8 protein-coding genes are annotated in these 20,730 nt (G+C 44.1%); 3 read left to right on the top strand and 5 right to left on the bottom strand.

Annotated elements, in window-relative coordinates:
- Window positions 1-10: 10 nt before the first annotated feature.
- Complete coding sequence (gene gatA, locus C6Y03_RS13480; RefSeq protein ID WP_034664650.1) at window positions 11-1,468, bottom strand: Asp-tRNA(Asn)/Glu-tRNA(Gln) amidotransferase subunit GatA; 1,458 nt, start codon at window positions 1,466-1,468, stop codon at window positions 11-13.
- Between the two features lie 14 nt (window positions 1,469-1,482).
- On the bottom strand, window positions 1,483-1,773 hold the full coding sequence (gene gatC, locus C6Y03_RS13485) for an Asp-tRNA(Asn)/Glu-tRNA(Gln) amidotransferase subunit GatC (RefSeq protein ID WP_003213898.1): 291 nt from the start codon (window positions 1,771-1,773) through the stop codon (window positions 1,483-1,485).
- A gap of 423 nt (window positions 1,774-2,196) precedes the next feature.
- Between gatC and putP the strand changes: the two genes are divergently transcribed.
- The 3 genes from putP to C6Y03_RS13505 all read left to right on the top strand — a co-directional run bounded on the left by putP (window position 2,197) and on the right by C6Y03_RS13505 (window position 6,054).
- Window positions 2,197-3,678 (top strand): sodium/proline symporter PutP, encoded by a 1,482-nt coding sequence (gene putP, locus C6Y03_RS13495; RefSeq protein ID WP_106031378.1) that lies wholly within the window; start codon window positions 2,197-2,199, stop codon window positions 3,676-3,678.
- Window positions 3,679-3,842: 164 nt separating this feature from the next.
- Complete coding sequence (locus tag C6Y03_RS13500; RefSeq protein ID WP_034664661.1) at window positions 3,843-4,535, top strand: MgtC/SapB family protein; 693 nt, start codon at window positions 3,843-3,845, stop codon at window positions 4,533-4,535.
- A 112-nt stretch (window positions 4,536-4,647) separates the two neighbouring features.
- A complete protein-coding gene (locus tag C6Y03_RS13505; RefSeq protein WP_106031380.1) occupies window positions 4,648-6,054 on the top strand; it encodes an alkaline phosphatase in 1,407 nt (468 codons plus the stop codon).
- Between the two features lie 41 nt (window positions 6,055-6,095).
- Here the strand turns inward: C6Y03_RS13505 and C6Y03_RS13510 are convergent, their stop codons facing one another.
- From C6Y03_RS13510 to C6Y03_RS13520, 3 genes are read right to left on the bottom strand one after another with little or no spacing between them, the layout of a single operon-like run.
- A complete protein-coding gene (locus C6Y03_RS13510; protein ID WP_060595710.1) occupies window positions 6,096-7,103 on the bottom strand; it encodes a phosphotransferase enzyme family protein in 1,008 nt (335 codons plus the stop codon).
- On the bottom strand, window positions 7,096-13,506 hold the full coding sequence (locus C6Y03_RS13515; protein ID WP_106039473.1) for a type I polyketide synthase: 6,411 nt from the start codon (window positions 13,504-13,506) through the stop codon (window positions 7,096-7,098). Before C6Y03_RS13515 ends, C6Y03_RS13510 begins: the two co-directional genes overlap by 8 nt.
- Window positions 13,499-20,725 carry a type I polyketide synthase gene (locus tag C6Y03_RS13520; RefSeq protein ID WP_223260759.1) on the bottom strand — a complete coding sequence of 2,409 codons (7,227 nt, stop codon included), beginning with the start codon at window positions 20,723-20,725 and terminating at the stop codon, window positions 13,499-13,501. The genes C6Y03_RS13515 and C6Y03_RS13520 overlap by 8 nt, the downstream gene beginning before the upstream one ends.
- Between the last annotated feature and the right edge of the window lie 5 nt (window positions 20,726-20,730).

Consider the following 20,730-nt stretch of genomic DNA (forward strand, 5'->3'; position numbering starts at 1 on the left):
GATTCACCCCTTACAGTTCAGGTTTTGCTTTATGATGATCTGTTGCTTGCTCGAAAGCGTGAGCCACGCGGTAAACCGTTCCTTCATCAAAGTGCTTGCCAATGATTTGCAGTCCTAACGGAAGACCATTTGCAAATCCACAAGGCACACTGATTCCTGGAACGCCTGCAAGGTTCACAGGGATCGTTAAAATATCGTTCGCGTACATAGTCAGTGGATCGCTTGTCTTTTCTCCAATGTTAAATGCAGGAGTTGGCGTTGTTGGCCCTACAATGACATCATACTTTTCAAAAACATCTTCGAAGTCTTTTTTGATCAATGTACGGACTTTTTGCGCCTTCTTATAGTATGCATCATAATATCCTGAGCTAAGAGCGAATGTCCCAAGCATGATGCGGCGTTTCACTTCGTTACCAAAGCCTTCAGAACGTGTATTTTTATATAAATCAATCAGGTTGTCTGCATTATCTGTACGGTAGCCATAGCGGATGCCGTCAAAGCGCGCAAGGTTCGCGGATGCTTCTGAAGAAGACAGTAAGTAGTAAGTCGCAAGCGCATATTTAGAATGCGGCAGAGACACTTCTTCCCATGTTGCACCAAGTCCTTCTAATACTTTTAACGCTTTGAGAACAGACTCTTTTGCTTCCTCGCCAACACCTTCTCCAAGGTATTCTTTTGGCACTGCAATTTTCATGCCTTTGATGTCTCCAGTTAATGAAGAAAGAAAATCTGGCACGTCGACATTTGCACTCGTTGCGTCCATTTGATCGACACCAGCAATCGCTTGAAGTACGTATGCGTTGTCCTCTACGTTACGCGTAATCGGCCCAATTTGATCTAATGAAGAAGCAAATGCAATTAAACCGTATCTAGATACACGGCCATATGTCGGCTTCAGTCCCACAACGCCGCAGAATGATGCCGGCTGGCGAATCGAACCGCCTGTATCTGATCCAAGTGAGAATGGTACTTCACCTGCTGCAACAGAAGCTGCTGAGCCACCACTTGATCCACCTGGAACAGTGTTTAAATTCCACGGGTTTTTCGTTGCTTTGTAGCCTGAGTTCTCTGTAGAAGATCCCATCGCAAATTCGTCCATATTTAATTTACCGATTGTGACTGCTTCCGCATCTCTCAGACGATTGACAACCGTTGCATCATAAATAGGGTCAAAGTTTTGCAGGATTTTACTAGATGCAGTTGTACGTAAATCCTTTGTGACGATGTTATCTTTCACACCGATTGGCATACCGAACAATAGACCAAGCTCGTCCTTTTCACCAACTGCCTCGTCCAATTCCTTTGCATACGCACGAGCTTTCTCTTCATCCAGTGCAAGGAATGCTTGTACTTTCCCGTCTACTTCATTGATTCGTTTATAAGACTCGTCCACTAAATCAGAAACAGACAGTTCCTTTTTATGTAAAAGCTCTTTTAATTCAGAAATTTTGTGATCAAACAGTGACATGTCTCAGGCCTCCTTTAGTCCAAAATTGATGGCACACGAATATAGCCGTCTTTATGATCAGGCGCGTTTTTGATGACTGCCTCAATGGAAAGACCTTTATTCGGAACATCTTCTCTCATGACGTTTTTCATTTTTAATACGTGTGTTGTTGGTTCAACGTTTTCCGTATCTACCTCGTTTAACTGCTCTGCAAATGAAATGATGCTATCAAGCTGTTCAGTAAACATTTCAGCTTCTTCTTCTGTGATTGCAAGCCGTGCCAAATGCGCCACGTGCTTTACTTCTTCTATTGAAATTCTAGACATGCAGGTTCACCTCCAAAAATGATACGTGTTCGTGGTCATGATCATAAGTCATATACACTTTATCATATCAAATTTTACTGTTCTAAAGCAACTTTACGCAGGCGCGGCAAGAGGCCTTTTCTCTCGAAGCATCATTGTCATCCAACTGATAAAGAAAATATTCATACAGATCACCTTTTATTTTCAGAAAATTTTTACTTTTACTCACCTTTGTAAGCGCATACAAACTGATTCTCATCACCGATCTGTCTATTTTTTCTTCAAAATGTGGAGGTTTAAGAAGGTTGATCACTTGGGAATACTCTGTTAGGTTAAGTAACCATAGCAGTGAGAAGGGCATTCAATCAAAAAAACAGCCCTGACACTTCCGCATATTTTGATTGAGGTGATGTCAAATTAATACGAAAAAGGTGAGAACACAAAATGAGTATTGAAGTTACAATTTCCTTATCTATTTATTTTATCGGGATGCTTGCCATCGGTTGGTATGCATTCAGGAAAACACATGATTTAAATGATTATATGCTTGGTGGACGCGGACTTGGTCCATTCGTTACAGCTCTTTCAGCGGGTGCTGCGGATATGAGCGGCTGGATGCTGATGGGTGTACCAGGTGAAATGTATAAAACAGGTTTATCGACTACCTGGCTTGCGATTGGTCTCATCGTCGGTGCTTACTTGAACTATCTCATTCTTGCACCTCGTTTACGTTCTTATACAGAGATTGCTGATGATGCCATTACGATTCCTGATTTCTTTGATAAACGATTCAAAGGATCATCTTCTTTATTAAAAGCTGTATCAGCTGTCATCATTTTAATTTTCTTTACGCTGTATACATCGTCTGGGATGGTATCAGGCGGACGTTTATTTGAGTCAGCATTCGGTGCACACTACATGTTTGGACTGATTTTGACGTCAAGTATTGTGATTTTGTATACATTGTTTGGTGGATTCCTGGCAGTGAGCTTAACGGACTTTGTCCAAGGAGCTATCATGTTTTTAGCATTAGTGCTCGTGCCGATCGTTGCCTTTACACAATTAGGTGGACCTGTTGCCACATTCCAAGATATTCAACAGATTGACCCTAAATTGCTTGATATTTTTAGAGGAACGAGCGTCATTGGCATTATATCCTTCCTCGCTTGGGGACTAGGTTACTTTGGACAACCGCATATTATCGTGCGCTTTATGGCGATTACGTCCGTCAAAGACTTAAAACCAGCACGCCGCATCGGAATGAGCTGGATGATTATTTCAGTAATTGGTTCACTATCTGTCGGTTTAGTTGGTGTTGCCTATGTTCATGAAACGGGTATGAACCTTGCTGACCCAGAAACCATCTTTATCGTCTTTTCTAAAGTGTTGTTCCATCCATATATCACTGGATTTTTACTTTCTGCCATTTTAGCGGCGATTATGAGTTCAATTTCGTCTCAGCTGCTTGTCACAGCAAGTGCGATGACAGAGGATTTATACAGAACGTTCTTTAGAAAAAAAGCATCTGATAAAGAGCTCGTGATGATTGGCCGTATGTCTGTACTAGTTGTCGCTGTGATTGCCCTTTGTCTTTCACTTAACCCAAGTGATACCATTCTTGATCTTGTCGGTTATGCGTGGGCTGGATTTGGTTCTTCATTCGGTCCAGTCATCTTACTTTGCCTATACTGGAAGCGAATGAATCATCATGGTGCCCTAGTTGGGATGATTGTTGGTGCGGTTGTGGTTCTCACATGGATCACGACAGGCCTTAACCATGCAACCGGTATTTATGAAATGATTCCTGGCTTTACGTTAAGTGGTTTAGCTGCCATTATTGTGAGCTTAATGACCAGTAAGCCGACAAAAGCATCAAAACAGCTGTTTACTAAAATGGAAAATCATCTTGAAGAAGAAACAAAATAAAGAACATGAAGGGTCATCTGCCTTATGCGGATGACTCTCTTTTTAAAAATAAAAAGCTTTTCTTTCTTCCGATTCTGAATAAAATAAGAGTTGTGCAGCCATATGGGCTGTGAGAAGATCATATACATGATGTGAAACGTACATGAAGTGAAGGAGCGATACGCATGTTTTGGACAATTGAATGGGATACGGTCTTAAAATTAGCCGTGGCCACCTTAATCGGTTTGATTATCGGGCTTGAACGAGAGCTGAAGAAAAAGCCCCTCGGCTTAAAAACGTGTATTGTCATTGCTGTCAGCTCCTGCGTATTAACCATCATCAGCATTGATGCAGCCTACAATTTCCCTCGAGTCTCTAAGCTTCAAATGGACCCACTCAGGTTACCGGCGCAAATTATATCTGGTGTTGGTTTTATTGGAGCAGGTGTGATTCTGCGAAAAAGCAATGATGTCATCTCAGGTCTCACGACTTCTGCGATGATCTGGGGAGCAGCAGGACTTGGGGTTGCAACAGGTGCAGGATTTTATAAAGAAGCCTTCCTCAGTCTTTTCTTTATTCTGATCAGTGTCGAATTTCTACCATGGCTCTTCCAGCGGATCGGGCCGATTCGCTTACAGGAAAAAGAAATCCGCATCAGAATGTCTCTTTCTGATCGAAACCGCATGACGGATATTTTAAAAGAAATGAAAGCCCTCAATATTCGCATTCATTCTGTTCGAATTGATGATTTAACAGAAAAGAACTACCCGATTATGGAAGTACGCGTACGCGTGCATAAAGATCGCTATACAACCGATGTGTACTTTGATATTAAAGATCTAGAAGGCGTCGTTGGCGTGAAGTGTGATACGGTATAAAAGGTGGTGAGATAAAAGTCTCATCGCCTTTTTTTATGGGAAAAGGGTTGAACCATCGCCTTCATTCAAATAAAATACAAATTATGAAATAAATGATAAAAGGAGATTTTTCATGGGCTCTATGGATCGTAAAAATCGTATTTTTCTTATGAGTGGGATTCTAGCGGTACTCGTATTAGCTGTTCTATTAACCTCACATGATGTCACTCCCGTATCAACAAATGCGGCAGACAAGAAACAAACGAAAACACCAAAAAATATTATTTTTATCGTTGGCGATGGAATGGGGATGCCCGTGATCAAAGCCTACCGCACATTCAAGCAGGAAAAGCTTGGTTCTACAAAAGCACAAACCGTCTGGGACCCGTATTTAGTCGGGATGCAGACCACACATCCAGATGATCCTCGAGATAATATTACCGACTCAGCAGCCGCAGCCACGGCCATGGCGACTGGGAAAAAGACATACAATGATGCCATCGCCGTCAACCAAGAAAAAGAACCTCTTAGAAGTGTCGTTGAAGCAGCAAAGGAAGCACAAATGAAAACAGCCTTTGTTGTCTCATCTGACATCACCGATGCAACACCTGCCGCTTTTGGCACACATAACGTCTCCCGAAAAAACAAAGAACAAATTGCAGACCACTTTTTTGATGAGAAAATAGGCGGAGAGCACAAAGTTGATATCCTTCTAGGTGGCGGAATGCAATATTTTGACCGAAAAGACCGTAATCTTGTGCAAGAATTTAAGAAGAGCGGGTATTCCATTCTGCGATCAAAAGATGATTTAACCTCTCAATCATCTTCGAAAATGCTCGGCTTATTCCAGGAGGACGAGCTGGATCGAGCCATTGATCGTCCAAAGCATGTGCCTACTTTAAAAGACATGACGCAGGCAGCATTAACCCAATTAAATCAAGACAACCTGCATGGATTTTTTATGCTGCTTGAAGGCAGTACCATTGATTCTGCTGGACATGAAAATGATGTGGTCGGCGCAATGAGTGAGATGGAGGATTTTGAGAAAGCAGTTCATGCGGCTCTTCAATTCGCTAAAAAGGATCAAGAAACCCTCGTCGTCATCACAGCAGATCATGCGACTGGAGGATTTTCCTTTGGCGCAGATGGTATGACAAGTGAGACCGGCTATAAATGGGACCCAGCACCCATTCTAGCTGCTAAGAAAACGCCTGTGTATATGGCAAAGAAAATCGCAGGGGGTCAATCTGTACGTGATGTCCTTCACACCAATATTGATTTCGCGCTCACAAAAGAGGAAATCTCACAGGTAGAGAAAGCGGCACAATCAGGGAAGGCCAGTACGATCCAACTCAGCATTCAACATATCTTTGATCAGCGTTCTTTCTCAGGCTGGACAACCTTTGCCCATACAGGTGAGGATGTCCCTGTCTATGCATATGGACCTGGTAAAGCAGCATTTCAAGGCTGGATCGATAATACAAAGCAAGGAAAGAACCTGTTTCACATTATTGAATCACCGTCCACCTATCGCCCATAAAAAATAACCCCCGCCTCATCATATAGGCGGGGATTTTCATTTTAAGATTGACTTAGTTTTGTAAAGTCAAACGTCGTAATCGGTGCTGCTTGCTCAATGTCGGAGCGGAAGCCAGCGAGCATGGCCTTCTCTTCTTCTCCAATGGTGGCCAAATCAAATGCTTGATGCAGCAAGCCATAGATCAGCATGTGTCGTAAGCGAAGGAAGTCAGGAATGTAGGCAAGCCATTCATCCCCAAGTTCATTCTCTTCACGATAGCCTTTAAGGAATTGCTTCATAAAGTTTCCTGCAAAAGCAGCTTTGTCTTCGTATGGAATGACTGGGTACCACAAGACATTGTATAGCAAAATGCTGATGTCATTTATAAACCAGTTGTACCCGATATCATCGAAATCAAAGGTCGTAATTTTCCCTTGATCCCAGTGGAAGTTTCCGTGATGAAGATCCGCATGAACCAATCCGTACGTATCCTGATTTTTCGGAAGCTTTGCCAGCTTTTCCATCAACCGATCCGCTTGTTCAAACACAAGAGTCTGATCGGCTGGGACATACTTACGCAGTTTAAGCTGCTCCTCTTCATCCCACTCTTGTCTTTTATAACGTGGGTCTGACAGCTGATAGCTTTTTGTCAGTTTATGCATGCGCCCTGTGTACTGTCCAAGGGCATAAAATAATTCATCGTTCCAGTCTGCCTCTTCCACTTTATGGCCTGATGCTTTTTCATAGACTCGAAGCAAAAATGAACCGCCTTGCCCATCGTCTACTTGCTCGATATCACGGCCATTTAATGAAGCAATTGGTTTCGCAACCGAAAGTCCGCCCTTCGCTAAGTGATGGAGCCATTCCATTTCACCTAAAATATAATCAGGTGATCTGCGGATGGTATGGGTAATTTTTAAAATGAAAGACTCTCCGTCTTTTTTAAGTTCATACACATAGTTTTCTGCATCTGCGATAAAGTGGATGTCACTTCGCTGGACCCCGTATAAATGAGTGGCCTCATCTAAAATTTTTGATTCTTCATATATGGCTTTTACATCTTTATGCATGCTGATTCTCCCTCTTCATATATTTTGCTAATTCTCGAATGGTGTGTTTTTCAGCAAAATTCAAATCATCAACATACCAACCCTTCTTTTCAATCTCTACTTCCATTTTGACAGCAAGTAAAGAATTTCCTCCTAAATCGAAAAAGTCGTTGTCAATTCCTACTTTTTCCACATGAAGAATGTCACACCAAATATCAAAAAGCAATGCCTCGCGTTCATTGGTTGGCTGTGCGTAAAGTCCATGATCCTGTGTCAGTTCCGTCTTTAATAATGCACGAAGACCTTCTTGATCATGTACCTTAAGGGCTTTTACATAACCGCTGTGCAGCGTTTGATCTGGTTGAACCGTTTCCCATGTATAACCTTTAGAAGCTGAATGACTTGCTGCCTCCACCCTTTGATCCTCTATTTCTTCAGTCGAGAGCTGACGAGGTGACAGGTGGTCGACGATCTGAATGTGATTGCTCAGTGAATCAATTTCTTCCACTTGTATACGATATGTTTGCTGCTCCTCAACCTCCTGCATCTGGTGCTCTTTCATAAATGACTTGAACAGCTCATTACGTCCAGTCGATGCAAACGTAAATTCAATGGAAGAAAGCTGGTGCAGACGGCTGTATTCAGCAAGCCATGTCAGACATTTTTGCTCAATCCCTTTCCCTAGAGCACGGCAGCTTAGCATCCATGCATCAATTTTCAAGGTGCCGTCTGCATGATGAGCCAAGATAGCCCCTACAATCCCTTCATGACTGAAGCGATCCGCTGCCTCAATGACCCAGCCCTGGACATGCTCATTTTCCATCCGCTCTCTCAGCTGCTGTTCATCAAAGCGCTGCTCATTTAAGCGGAATTGGTTAATACGGCTGCTCATTTGCGCCACGCGGGCAAGGTGCTCTTCTCCCCACTCTGTTACACTCATGTTCAAATTCAAATCTTGTAAAAATTGCTCCATTGACGGCGATTCTGCCTTCTTTTTTTGACGAGCTTTTTCAGCCTTGTAGCTCGTTGTTCGCCCTCTATCTTCATCTGTGACATCATAGCGGTCAAATGCCCAAGCATGCTGGACGAATAATGGAATCGCTTTTTCATTGGCAGGCAACAGCAGTGTCATCACTTCAGGCAGCTCTTCATTCATACGCAAGCACTGAGCTGGATCATCGTCTAAGAAAATAAACTGAGATAATGAAAGGTTCAGAGAATCTGCCATCTCTTTTAGATGTGCCGGTTTACTTTCCCAATTGATCCGCCAGTCGACGATATCGTCTTTTTGCAAGATCATATCTGGGTGGTTTTCAAACACGCGCCACACATCTTCTTCATTGTTCCTGCTGCTCAAGACAAGCAGGAGCCCCTCTTGCTGCTTTTGTTTTAAAAAGCGCTGAAGCATTTGATGTTCTGGCGTAATGTCGATGCCTTCCACACCGTCTTCTGAAACGACACCTCTCCAAAGCGTATGATCACAGTCAATGGCCGCTACCTTAAATGGTGCACCTTGCCATGCAATGATCTCGCGTGCGACTTTTGTACCGATAGCTCCACAAAAGACTTCAGTGAATGGGAGGTGTGCGGCTTGCTCTCCTTTTTCATCAAAGATGTCATCCATCTGATATTGCTGAGCAAGCTGACGACAATCGATCAACTGAACACCGCCTATCTCAGATAACTGAGCAATCCACTCTTGTTCCACGTCTTGCAGGGTGTCTTTAAGAGCAGCACTTATCGGCAGAATCCCAACAAAATATAGGTTATGTTTCGTTTTTGATTTCAGAACGTTAGCAAGTTCTTCAGCATGCTCTGAAGCCAGTTTTTTCTTTTCTTCCAGTGAAAGATGAGCTGGACCAGTGATATCCTCTAAACGAATGAGCAGAAGATTCGCACCGTTTTTCTTCTGTGAAATAAGGCTGCGCTCATTTAGTAATTCCTGATATACCTGCCCATACGGTGCAAATTGAACATCAAGCTGCACATCAAACTGCTTGGTCCAGTACTGAATATAAGGTGCGACTGGATCGGCTGTAAATGTCGAGCTGACTGTCAGTACGAGCGGTGCTTTTTCCTCTGCGCGCTCCCTTTTCTCTTTTGCTGCTTGTTCTTCTTCCTGTGAAAGAACAGCGAAATCCTTGAGCAGTTGATCAGGTGTTTGAACAGCCTGTTCGACCAAGTGCTGGAAGTGGTTGACGAAAGCTTGCATCGTCTCATGTTTAAACAGAGCCAGATTGTATTGAAGGACGCACTTTAACTCCCCCGTTACCTCTCTGACAACATCCATTTTCATATCAAGTTTGGAAATCCCCTTTGCAAACTCATGTGTTTCAAATGTCAGTCCATCGGCTTCAATTTTAATATTCGGATCGTACTCATTATGATAGATGAGCATCGTATCAAAGAATGGATTGCGATGCGGTCTTGTTTTTGGATTCAGATGCTCAACCATTTGGTCAAATGGGTACTCTTGATGGTCATACGCATCCAGCAGTACTTGCTTTGTCTGCGCCAATTGCTCTGTAAAGGTTGCTTCTTGTACCATGTCTAGTTTAATTGGCAGGAAGTTCGTAAACATGCCAATTGTATGCTCGATATCTGCATGACGTCGTCCAGCCACAAGTGAACCGACAATCAATTCCTCCTGATCCGCATAACGTGAGAGCAGCAGCCCATAGAGTTGGAACAAGATGACGTTATTTGTCAGTTGATACCGTTCAGCGAGCTGTTCAATTTTCTCAACGATGTGCGGTTCAATATTAAATTTAATCGCTCTTCCTAAGAAGGATTGTTCCTTCCGTTCAAAATCATATGGCATTGTCAAAGTTGGCACATTTGAGCCAATTTGCTGCTTCCAATAATCCTGCTGCTTTTGAAACATCTCGCTACGGAAATATTTGTCTTGCCATTCTGCATAATCTTTATATTGAACGGTCAGTTCCGGCAAGGTTTCCCCTCGATAGAGCTCAGTAAATTCTTTAATAAAGATGTTCATGCTCGCTCCATCCGCCACAATATTATGCATATCGACTAATAAGAGATGATCATGTGCTGCGATTTTCACAAAACGCACACGGATCAATGGTGCAGCCTTTAAGTCAAATGGACGAATGAATTCATCGATTTGTGCTTCTAATCCTTCTTCATCAGCCTCTGTCATTTCAACAGCAAAGTGGAAATCATCATGGACCCGCTGAACCGGTTCTCCATCTTTTAATTCAAAGGTCGTTCGCAATGTTTCATGACGATCAATTAATTGCTTGAAGGTCTGCTCAAAGCGCTCGACGTCAATTTCACCTTTACATCTTAGTGCCATCGGCATGTTATATGAGGTCACTTGACCAATACGCTGATGAATGAGGAATGTCCGTCTTTGAGCAGCAGATAATGGATACGTGTCTTTCTTTTCCACTGGTTCAATCTTGAAATATTGATGCTTCTCTGCCTTTTCGATGAATGCTTGGAGCTTTTCAATCGTCGGATTGTTGAACATGTCTGTGAGCGTAAGTTCTACACCAAACTCTTTGTGAATTTGAGAAATCAGACCGGTCGCATTTAACGAATGTCCGCCAAGCTCAAAGAAGTGGTCGTCTCTTTCCACCTTTTCAATTCCTAAAATGTCTTTCCACATCCGCTGTAACGTTGCCTCAATATCATTCGCTGCGGCGGAATGGACTTGATTGTTTTTTTCTATTCCCTGTGCCTTGTTTTCCTTCGGCACCACCATTTGCACACCTGAGGATGAAGATAATGCGGATGTATCTACCTTTTCAATCCAATATCTTTGTCGTTCAAAAGGATAGGTCGGCAAGGATACTTTTTGATTTGATGTCTGATTTCGCCATTTTGTCCAGTCAACCGGCACCCCTTGAAGCCAGATGTCACCAAGCCTGCCCAGCAGGTAGCGGTCGTCTGCTGCCTCTTCTTTCGGGTGACGCATCAATGGAATCGGCTGCTGATGGTGTTCCTTTGAGGCTTGGCGAATAAAGGCACTTAACGTATTCCCCGGCCCGACTTCAACGAAAATAGGATCAAGCTCCGTTAATAATGTCTCCGCTCCATCACGGAAACGGACCGCTTGCCGCAAGTGATCAGCCCAATATGCCGGGTCTTGCACTGCTTCATGGTCAATCCACGTACCTGTGACGTTAGAAATATACGGGATAGACGGTGCATTCAATTGATACTCAGCTACCTTTTCTTTGAATGAAGGCAGGATGTCATCCATCATTTTAGAATGGAAGGCATGAGAGGTGTGAAGCTTTCTACACCCATGTCCAGCAGCCTCCAGCTTCTCAGCAAGTGCATCAATGGCTGCGGTCTCCCCTGACACTACACATAACTCAGGACCATTTACTGCTGCAAGTGAAAGATCATCTGTTAAATATGGCAGCACGTTCTGTTCACTCAAAGGAACGCTCAGCATAGAGCCTTTTGAAAGCTTGCTAATGAGCTGTCCGCGATAAGACACAAGATCTACGGCATCTTCAACAGATAGTAAACCAGATACGGCAGCAGCTGTGTATTCTCCAATACTGTGGCCGATCAGTGCCTGCGGTTTGACGCCAAAATGAATCAGCAATTTAGCCAAAGCGTATTCCACACTAAACAGAAGCGGCTGCGTATATTCTGTTTGGTTGATCAGCTGAGGATCATCACTTGCTTCTGTTGAGAATAAAATGCTGAATGGGTCAACTGAGATATGCTGTTTGAATTGATTCAAGCATTGATCCAGCGCTTCCTTAAAGACTGGATATTTGTCATAAAGCTGACGCCCCATGTCTACATACTGAGATCCTTGACCTGGGAAAAGAAAGACGACTGGCCGGCTCGATGTTTGGGAGCTTGCCGTCTTGACCACCTCTTTTGACCTTTGATTCAGCGCCTGTAACATGTCAGCCGTGTTACTTCCAAGAATGACACGTTTATGCGGGAAATGATGGCGCCCTGTTTGCAGCGTATAGGCAACGTCACTTAGACGAACATGCTGCTGATGCTGAAGTAAATAGTCCGCAAGGCGATCGGTCATTTTCTCAAGAGCTGCTGGTGTTTTGGCAGATAATAAAAGGAGTTCACTATCCTCAGGGCTATCTGCGGCGACACGTGTAGCAGGTGCTTCTTCTAAAATGACATGAGCATTTGTTCCACCAATCCCAAATGAGCTTACACCTGCACGGCGAGGAGATTCATGCTTGCTCCATGGCGTCAAGTCTGTGTTTACAACGAAAGGCGAATTGGCAAATTCAATTTTTTCATTCGGCGTTTCAAAATGAATCGTCGGCGGAATCACTTGATGCTTTAAGCTTAAAACGGTTTTAATAAAGCCGGCGACACCTGACGCATCATTCAAATGACCAACATTTGATTTGACAGAACCAATGCGGCAAAAGCCTTTTTTATCTGTATCAAACGCTTGCTTGAGCGCTTCAATTTCGATCGGATCTCCGAGGGTTGTTCCGGTTCCATGTGCTTCAATGTACGAAATGGTTTCAGGTTCCACCTCAGCCATTCGAAGTGCTGTTTTAATCGCTGATACTTGACCTTTCGTACTCGGCGCTGTATATCCTACTTTTCTATTTCCGTCATTATTAATAGATGATCCTTTAATGACAGCATAAATGTGATCGCCGTCTTCAATGGCATCCTCTAAATTTTTTAAAATAACGGCTCCTGCACCATCACCAAAAACGGTTCCATCGGCCTTGTTATCAAAGACGCGGCAATGTCCGTCAGATGAATGGATCATGCCTTCTTGATAAAGATAGCCCGATTTTTGCGGCAGGCGAATGGACACGCCGCCTGCAACAGCCATATGACAGTCGCCGCTTAATAAAGCCTGAACGGCTAAATGAATCGACACCATTGAGGTCGAGCAGGCGGTTTGCACCACCATACTCGGTCCCTTCAGATTTAATTTATATGAAATCATCGTCGCTAAATAATCACGCATATTCAGAACGGCAGCTTCCAGTGTTTTCGAATCCTCACCTTGAGCCGCCCCTTGAAGTGCTCTCATGACCCATTCTGTATTGATTCCTGCACCTGTATAAAGACCAATTTGCCCTTTATATTCAAACGGATCGTACCCAGCGTCTTCAAGCGCCGTCCACACACATTCATGAAACAGTCTGAACTGCGGATCCATCATAGCCGCTTCCTTTGGTGTATAGTCAAAGAAATCCGCATCAAATAAATCAACATCATCTAGCATCCCTTTTGCTTTAACAAAACGGGGGTTTTTCAATAAGGCTTCATCTGTACCTTCACGCCGTAATTCTTCCTCTGTAAAAAAAGAGATGGTTTCTTTTCCCTTTTTCAGATTCTCCCAGTACTCTTCTACATTTTTGGCCCCTGGAAAACGACCTGCAAGACCGATAACAGCAATTTCTGCGCCATGATAGTGATTCGTTGTATCATTCATTCTCGATTCCGCCTCTCAATCTTTTATTCCGTTGCTGTTTAAAACGAGCTCTTCGATCACCTGAAGTGACGACGGCTAGTTCTTCTTCCATCGCTTCTTCCTGCGAGTCCTCAGAAGGCTGGATATATTTCGCAAGCTCAGCAACAGATGGGTACGTAAACAAGGTCACAACCGCTTCATTTGTTTGAAGTGCTTGATTTAACCGATTGGTGACTTGAACAATATCCAGCGAGCTTGCGCCGAGATCAAAGAAATTGTCGTGAATGCCCACTTGTTCCATGCCCATAAAATCCTGCCAAACTTGACAGATCGCTTTTTCAGTTTCATTTCGAGGAGCCACATATGGATTGCCGAGCTCTGGTCTTTCGTGCTTAGACACCTCATATGAATCCTCATTCGCTGCTGCCTTCGGCTCTAGTGACAGCCATTGATCCATTCGTTCTTCAAGATTTCCCGTGGACACGAGCATGTGTCGATTCTGCCGGTTAGACAGAACATACTGGAACAGCTCAGCACCCTCTTCTGGTAATATCGCAAGCTCATTTATCGATTCACCAATTGTGGATTCTAGCTCACCCCAGAAATTCCACGCATCCCAGTTCACACACATCCACGGGGTTTGACTATGTTGATTAAGTCTAGCTGCAAATGCATCCATATATAAGTTAGCCGCTGAGTAAGCGGAGAATCCTAAGCCCCCAAGCAATGCACTAATGGAAGAAAAGAGAAGACAAAAATCTGCTTGTTCTTGTTCCAGCAGCTGCTCTAGCACATCGAGCCCTTTCACCTTTGATTGGAATTGATCCTCTCCCTGCGCCAGTGTAGAAGGGATATCTTTGATTGCACGGAAGGATGTACTTCCTGGTAATCCTGCCGCATGGAATACACCATGAACGCCGCCATGCTTTTTGCGAATGGCATCAAATACACGTTTCATCTGATCCAGATCTCCTGCATTCGCCTGCACCGCTTCTACTGTTGCACCTAATCGTTCGAGCTCAAGCACCTTCTCAATTCTCGTACGCTGCGCTTCATCGGCATTTACTTGGTGAACGTATGACGCCCATTCATCTCTCGGCGGCAATGCCGTTCTTCCAGTTAAATAAAGATGTACATTTCCTTCCTTCGCCAGCATCTTTGATAGAACAAATCCGATGCCGCCTAAACCTCCTGTGATCAGATACACACCATTTGGCCTGATCATCTTCGGAAGTCCATCTTCTTTTTGCAGCGGCAAACGTTTGTAGCTCTGCACCCAGCGTTGACGATTGCGATACGCCACAAGCTGGTCCTTTCCAGGCTGCATGATTTCCTGCACAATAAGATCGACAAGTACTTGTTCCTTCCAAGACATGACTTCTGGCACATCTTCCACATCGATATTCCAGCATTTGATATGATGGTATTCCTGTGAAATCACTTTACACGGTCCAAGCATTGCACTTTTCTCTGCACATATCGTCTCATTGCCTGTGACTGGCTGAATTCCGCTAGTGATCGTAAACAGACGGCATTCTCGAATATTTTTTTGGGCAGCAATCGCTTGAGATAAGAAAATTAAGCTGTAATAGCCTTTTTCAATGTGCGCCTGAAAAGCGGATTGACGATTCGAGTTGTCATTTTCTTTCGCAGCTTCCCATAAATGCAGAATCCGATGGATATTGACACCTCTATTAGACAATGAATCTAGCATGTTACGGTAGTGCTGGCCTTCTGCCGGATTGATCGTAAACGACTGATCTTGCTCTTGATAAGCTTCACCCTTTGTGACAGAAATGACCTTGATACCTTGTTGCTTAAATGAATGGGTAAACAGTTCATGAAAAGCATCCTGTTCCCTGAAAATGAGCCACGTTTGTTCTTCTGTTTCTTTTTCGAAAACAGGTTTTAGCGGCTGCTGCTCCCATGAAGGCAGGTAGAACCATTCTTCCATCTCTTTCTTCTTCGTTTCCTTAGGAGCGGATAGCTGCGGAGAAGCCGGCTTTCCTGCTTCAATCCAATATCGTTTCCGTTCGAATGGATAGGTCGGCAGCGATACGAGCTGACGTTCCTCTTGAGTTGGTTGTTGCTGCGCTTTGACCTCGTAGCCGCCTGCCCATAGCTCTCCTATTCTTTTTAAGAAATATGCATGGTCATCCGCTTGTTCTCTTGCATGCCTCACCATATTCAGAACATCATGATGAGACTCTTTGTTTTCATGACGTTTCGCTAATGCCGTCAAGCTGTTTCCAGGTCCAACTTCAATGAGCGCTCGTACTTCATCGGTTAACAGCTGAGATAGACCTTCATGAAAACGAACGGTTCCACGCAGGTGGTTCGTCCAATAAGATGCTGTCATCACCTCTTCACTTGTCGCCCAAGTGCCTGTCACATTCGATATAAACGGAATCGTCGGCTCATGCAATTCTACTTTCTCTACGAATTGTTGAAACGCCTCAAGCATCGGCTCCATCATATAGGAATGAAAGGCATGAGAAGTATGGAGCTGTCTTGTGACAATTCCTTTGTCTTGCAGTTTCTTTTCAAATGCAGTGATATGCTCTTCTCTTCCAGAAACGACACAAAGGTCTTTTGCATTGACAGCAGCAACAGAAAGCGATTCATCAATCATCGAAGTCAGCTCTACCTCGGGTAATTGCACACTAAGCATGGCGCCTTTTTCCATGTCTTGCATCAATCTTCCTCTTGCCATCACGAGTGTTAATGCAGACTCCAGAGAAAAGACCCCTGACAAGCAAGCGGCAACGTATTCGCCGATACTGTGTCCAATCATTGATTCTGGCTCAACACCGCTATGCTGAAGCAATTTGGCTAATGCATACTCAAATATAAAGAGAAGCGGCTGAGCATTTGACGTTTTTGTGATGTCTTCGTTCGTTTCATTCTTGGAAAAAACAAAGCCCTTTAAATCAACTTGCTCCGTTTCCATTACATATTTAAAGCATCTATCTACTTCCCATTTGAACACTGGCTCTGCATCGTATAATCCGCGCATCATACCAGCATACTGAGCGCCTTGACCTGAAAACATAAAGGTCGCTTTACGCCATTTTTTGCTTCGGAACACACTCGTTTCAAGCTGGTTCTGCTGCATCCATTCATCAGCAGACGCGAGCACGATGGCTTTTCGGTATGGAAATTGCTTTCTGCCATACCGCAATGTATAAGCAATATCTTCAAGCGGAACTTGAGGGTGCTGGATCACATACTGCTTTAATTGCTCTGTCATTTTCGCTAAAGCAGTATCCGTTTTTGCTGATAAGACGAGCAGCTGCTTTTGGTTAGAAGCTGGTTTTTGCTTCGCCTGTATGCCCTCTTCTATGATCATATGGGCGTTCGTTCCACCGATACCGAAAGAGCTAACCCCCGCTCTTCTCGGGCCATCTGCTTCCTTCCAATACAACGCCTTTTGATTCACATAAAACGGTGTATCTTTGAAAGGGATCTCCTGATTGGGTGATTCATAATGAATGGTTGGCGGGATCGTTTTATGCTGGAGGGCCAAAATGGCTTTAAACAGACCTGCAATCCCTGCCGCACTATTTAAGTGGCCGACATTACTTTTCACAGAACCGATCGGAATCGTCAGCGGATCTGTCCCTTTGAACACTTGACTAAGGGCAGATACCTCAATTGGATCTCCCATTTTTGTCCCCGTACCATGTGCTTCTACATAACCAATGGATGCGGGATCGATACCTGATTTTTCATACGTTTCTTTTAAAACCTCTGCCTGTCCTTCCACACTCGGAGCGGTAAAACCAGCTTTTCGGCTGCCATCATTGTTCACACCAACCCCTTTGATGACCGCATGAATCGGGTTGCCGTCTCTCATCGCATCTTCATAACGTTTTAGCAGAACAATCCCTGCTCCATCTCCGAAAATGGTTCCGCTCGCCTCTTGGTCAAACGGACGGCAATGTCCATCTTTTGATTGAATCATCCCATCTTGATAGATGTAGCCGATATTTTCTGGAGAACTGACCGTCACACCGCCAGCCAGTGCTGCATCACATTCTTGATTCAATAATGCTTGACAGGCCATGCCAATGTTGACAAGTGAGGTCGAACAAGCTGTCTGCATGGTCACGCTAGGCCCGTGTAAATTCAATTTATAAGAAAGCTGCGTACTAAAAAATTCACGATCATTTAACAGCATTGCGCTGAATTGCTCGGTTGCTTCCATTTGATGTGCAAAGCGCGTCAGCCACTCATGATTTGGACTCGTTCCTGTATAAACGCCAATTTTCCCTGCCATTCGATCAGGGTCACAGCCAGCATCCTCCAGCGCTTCCCAAGCACATTCATGCAAGAGCCTGAACTGCGGATCCATGAGCTCTGCCTCTCTAGCAGAATAGTTGAAGAAGTCTGCATCAAAGCCTTCGATCTCTTGTAAACGGCCTTTTGCTCCAATGAAATTCGGATGCTGATAAACAGACGCATCCAGCCCTGCTTTCTTGAGTTCTTCTTCTGTGAAAAAGTGAATCATTTCCTCGCCATTCACAAGACGCTGCCAAAAGTCTTCTAGCGACGAAGCCCCTGGGAATCTTCCTGCCATTCCGACAATCGCAATATCCGTATGCTCCTGGGACGTGTTCTTTATTGGGAGAGAAGCAGATGTTTGATCACGTTCCATCTGTTCTTCAAACAAATATTCAGCAAGGCTTGCCACTGTAGCAAACCGATACAATTGAACAGTGTCAATTTGTTGATCCATTCGCTCAGATATTTTCGCTGCAAGCTGAGATATATCAAGTGATGTCGCACCAAATTCAAAAAATGGCGATTCATCATCCATTTGATCAAACCCAAAATGAGTTTGAACAATGTCGTGAATATCTTTTTGTAAAGAAGCGAGCGAAGTAAAAACACGCTTTACATCCTGCGGCTTTTGTGGCTCAATGGCTGCCATCGTATTTGTTTGTGCAGAAAAATCGGTTTTATGAAATGGATACCCAGGTAGCGGAATGCGCTGCCTGTTCTTCTCCTCTGTTAAAGGAAAGGATAAGCCGACCCCCATTTCCCAAAGAACACCGGCGATTTGAAGAATGTCTCCATCAAGTGATTCGGTTGATTTTTCTGCTCCCTTTTCAACCACAATGCTTTGTTTTATTGAAAGATCAATGATCAAGGCTGTTGATTCTTGCTCAATCAAAGGCGGTTTTACAGGCTGATCCATATCAAGAAAACGCTTTGCAGACGATGGATGGAAAGTGGTTAGTTCCTCCCCGGTTTGCTGCAAGTAAACAGGCTGTTGGAGTGTCCTCTGAGACAGGGAAGCCAGCCTTTGATTAACCGTCTCGATGTCATGAAGATGGTACACAATAGATGCCGCATCTTTTAGCTCAAGCCCGCCTGCTGCATATAAAGCTGTCCAGACTCCGCTGCCTTCTCCAATCCAACCATCTGGTTCAATTCCGAGTGACCTTAGCTCGTTGGCAAAAGCCGATGTCATGATCAGCATAGCCACTTCTGATTGTCTGCTTTGTTTGGAATGGAACAGCTCGTCTTTTTTGATAGGTACCGCAGATTGGACGAGGCTCATTAATCGATCCACTTCTGTTTTGAAAGAATGATCTTTCTCATACAGCTTGATGTAATCACGTAAACCTGACTCATGATACCCCGTCAGCCTCATGCTGATCCGTTTATAAAGAAGACTTTCTCTACCTGCTGTATCTTGCACTTGCAGTTGCTCTAATAATTCATCCCGCGACGAACAGACAAACGTTTTTCGATATTTGAAGGCTTTTCTTCCACTTTGTAAGGTGTAAGCTGCTTGGCCAAGTGAGAGTTCATGATGTGAGGAGACATATTCCTTCAAGTTTTTTGTCATGTTCTTCATATCATGCGTTGATCTAGCTGAAAGCACAATTAATTCTTTGGACGAGGCCGTGCCGTTTGCTTTTCTCGGCTTCGCCTCTTCTAAGATGACATGAGCATTTGCTCCCCCTATACCAAAGGCACTGACTCCAGCTCTCCTTGGCAAATGAGACGTCTTCCACTCCTCTTTGTCTGTCCCAACATAAAATGGCGTTTGATCAAACGGAATACGGTGATTCGGCTTGTCAAAATGCGGCATCGGGGCAAATTGACGATGATGCAGCATCATGACTGTTTTGATAAAACCAGCCACGCCGCTTGCGGCATCTAAATGCCCAATATTGGCTTTAACTGATCCAATCCGGCAATAGCCTTGTTGATCTGTTTGAAAAGCACGAGTAAGCGCCTCAATCTCAATCGGATCTCCAACAGGCGTACCCGTTCCATGTGCTTCGATATAAGAAATCGTCTCTGGTTCTGTCTCAGCCATTTCTAACGCAGATTCAATGACACTTGCCTGTCCACTCACACTTGGGGCTGTATAGCCGACTTTATTGCTTCCATCATTGTTCGTTGCAGATCCTTTTACGACGGCATAAATAAAATCTCCGTCTTCTATCGCATCTTTCAATCGTTTTAACGCAACCACGCCTGCACCCTCACCAAAAATGGTTCCTTTTGCTTTTTCATCAAACGGACGGCAATGGCCATCAGGAGAGTAAATCATTCCTTCTTGGTATTGATAGCCTGTGATTTGCGGCTGATGGAGTGTGACACCTCCTGCTAACGCAAGGTCGCATTCACCTCCGATTAATCCTTGACAGGCCATATGAATAGCAACAAGCGACGTGGAGCAAGCCGTTTGTACCGATACGCTTGGACCTTTTAGATTTAATTTATAAGCAATCCGAGAAGCAAAGGACGGGTCATTGAGATGCATGATTTGAAATACATCTTCGTTCTTTTCAAGTGACGACATATGCTGCCCCATCCACGATAGATTGCTAGATGCCCCGGCATAAAGACCAATTAATCCTTCGTATTGCTCAGGCTCATAGCCTGCGTCCTCTAGCGCATGCCATGTGCATTCATGCATCAATCGAATTTGCGGGTCCATAATGGATGCCTCTCGCGGAGAGTAGCCAAAAAAGTCTGCATCAAATGATGATGCATTTTGTAAAAATGGTTTTGCCTTCACATAATCAGAACGCTTTAGCAGCGTCTCATCTACACCCGCTGCCTTTAATTCTTCATCAGTGAAAAACGTAACGGATTCTTTCCCTTGCGATACATTTTCCCAAAACGTTTGCACATTCGGTGCTCCGGGAAACGTACCTGCTAATCCTACGACTGCAATTTCAAGTCCAGATTCGGTCCATTGCTCTTGATCAGACATACGCT

This window comes from Bacillus sp. LNXM65, assembly GCF_002998575.1.
Classification (GTDB): Bacteria; Bacillota; Bacilli; order Bacillales; family Bacillaceae; genus Bacillus.

Excerpts from the sequence above, each read along its gene's own strand:
- gatA (WP_034664650.1), bottom strand. The coding sequence starts at position 1,468 with ATGTCACTGTTTGATCACAAAATTTCTGAATTAAAAGAGCTTTTACAT.
- gatC (WP_003213898.1), bottom strand. The coding sequence starts at position 1,773 with ATGTCTAGAATTTCAATAGAAGAAGTAAAGCACGTGGCGCATTTGGCA.
- putP (WP_106031378.1), top strand. The coding sequence starts at position 2,197 with ATGAGTATTGAAGTTACAATTTCCTTATCTATTTATTTTATCGGGATG.
- C6Y03_RS13500 (WP_034664661.1), top strand. The coding sequence starts at position 3,843 with ATGTTTTGGACAATTGAATGGGATACGGTCTTAAAATTAGCCGTGGCC.
- C6Y03_RS13505 (WP_106031380.1), top strand. The coding sequence starts at position 4,648 with ATGGGCTCTATGGATCGTAAAAATCGTATTTTTCTTATGAGTGGGATT.
- C6Y03_RS13510 (WP_060595710.1), bottom strand. The coding sequence starts at position 7,103 with ATGCATAAAGATGTAAAAGCCATATATGAAGAATCAAAAATTTTAGAT.
- C6Y03_RS13515 (WP_106039473.1), bottom strand. The coding sequence starts at position 13,506 with ATGAATGATACAACGAATCACTATCATGGCGCAGAAATTGCTGTTATC.
- C6Y03_RS13520 (WP_223260759.1), bottom strand. The coding sequence starts at position 20,725 with ATGTCTGATCAAGAGCAATGGACCGAATCTGGACTTGAAATTGCAGTC.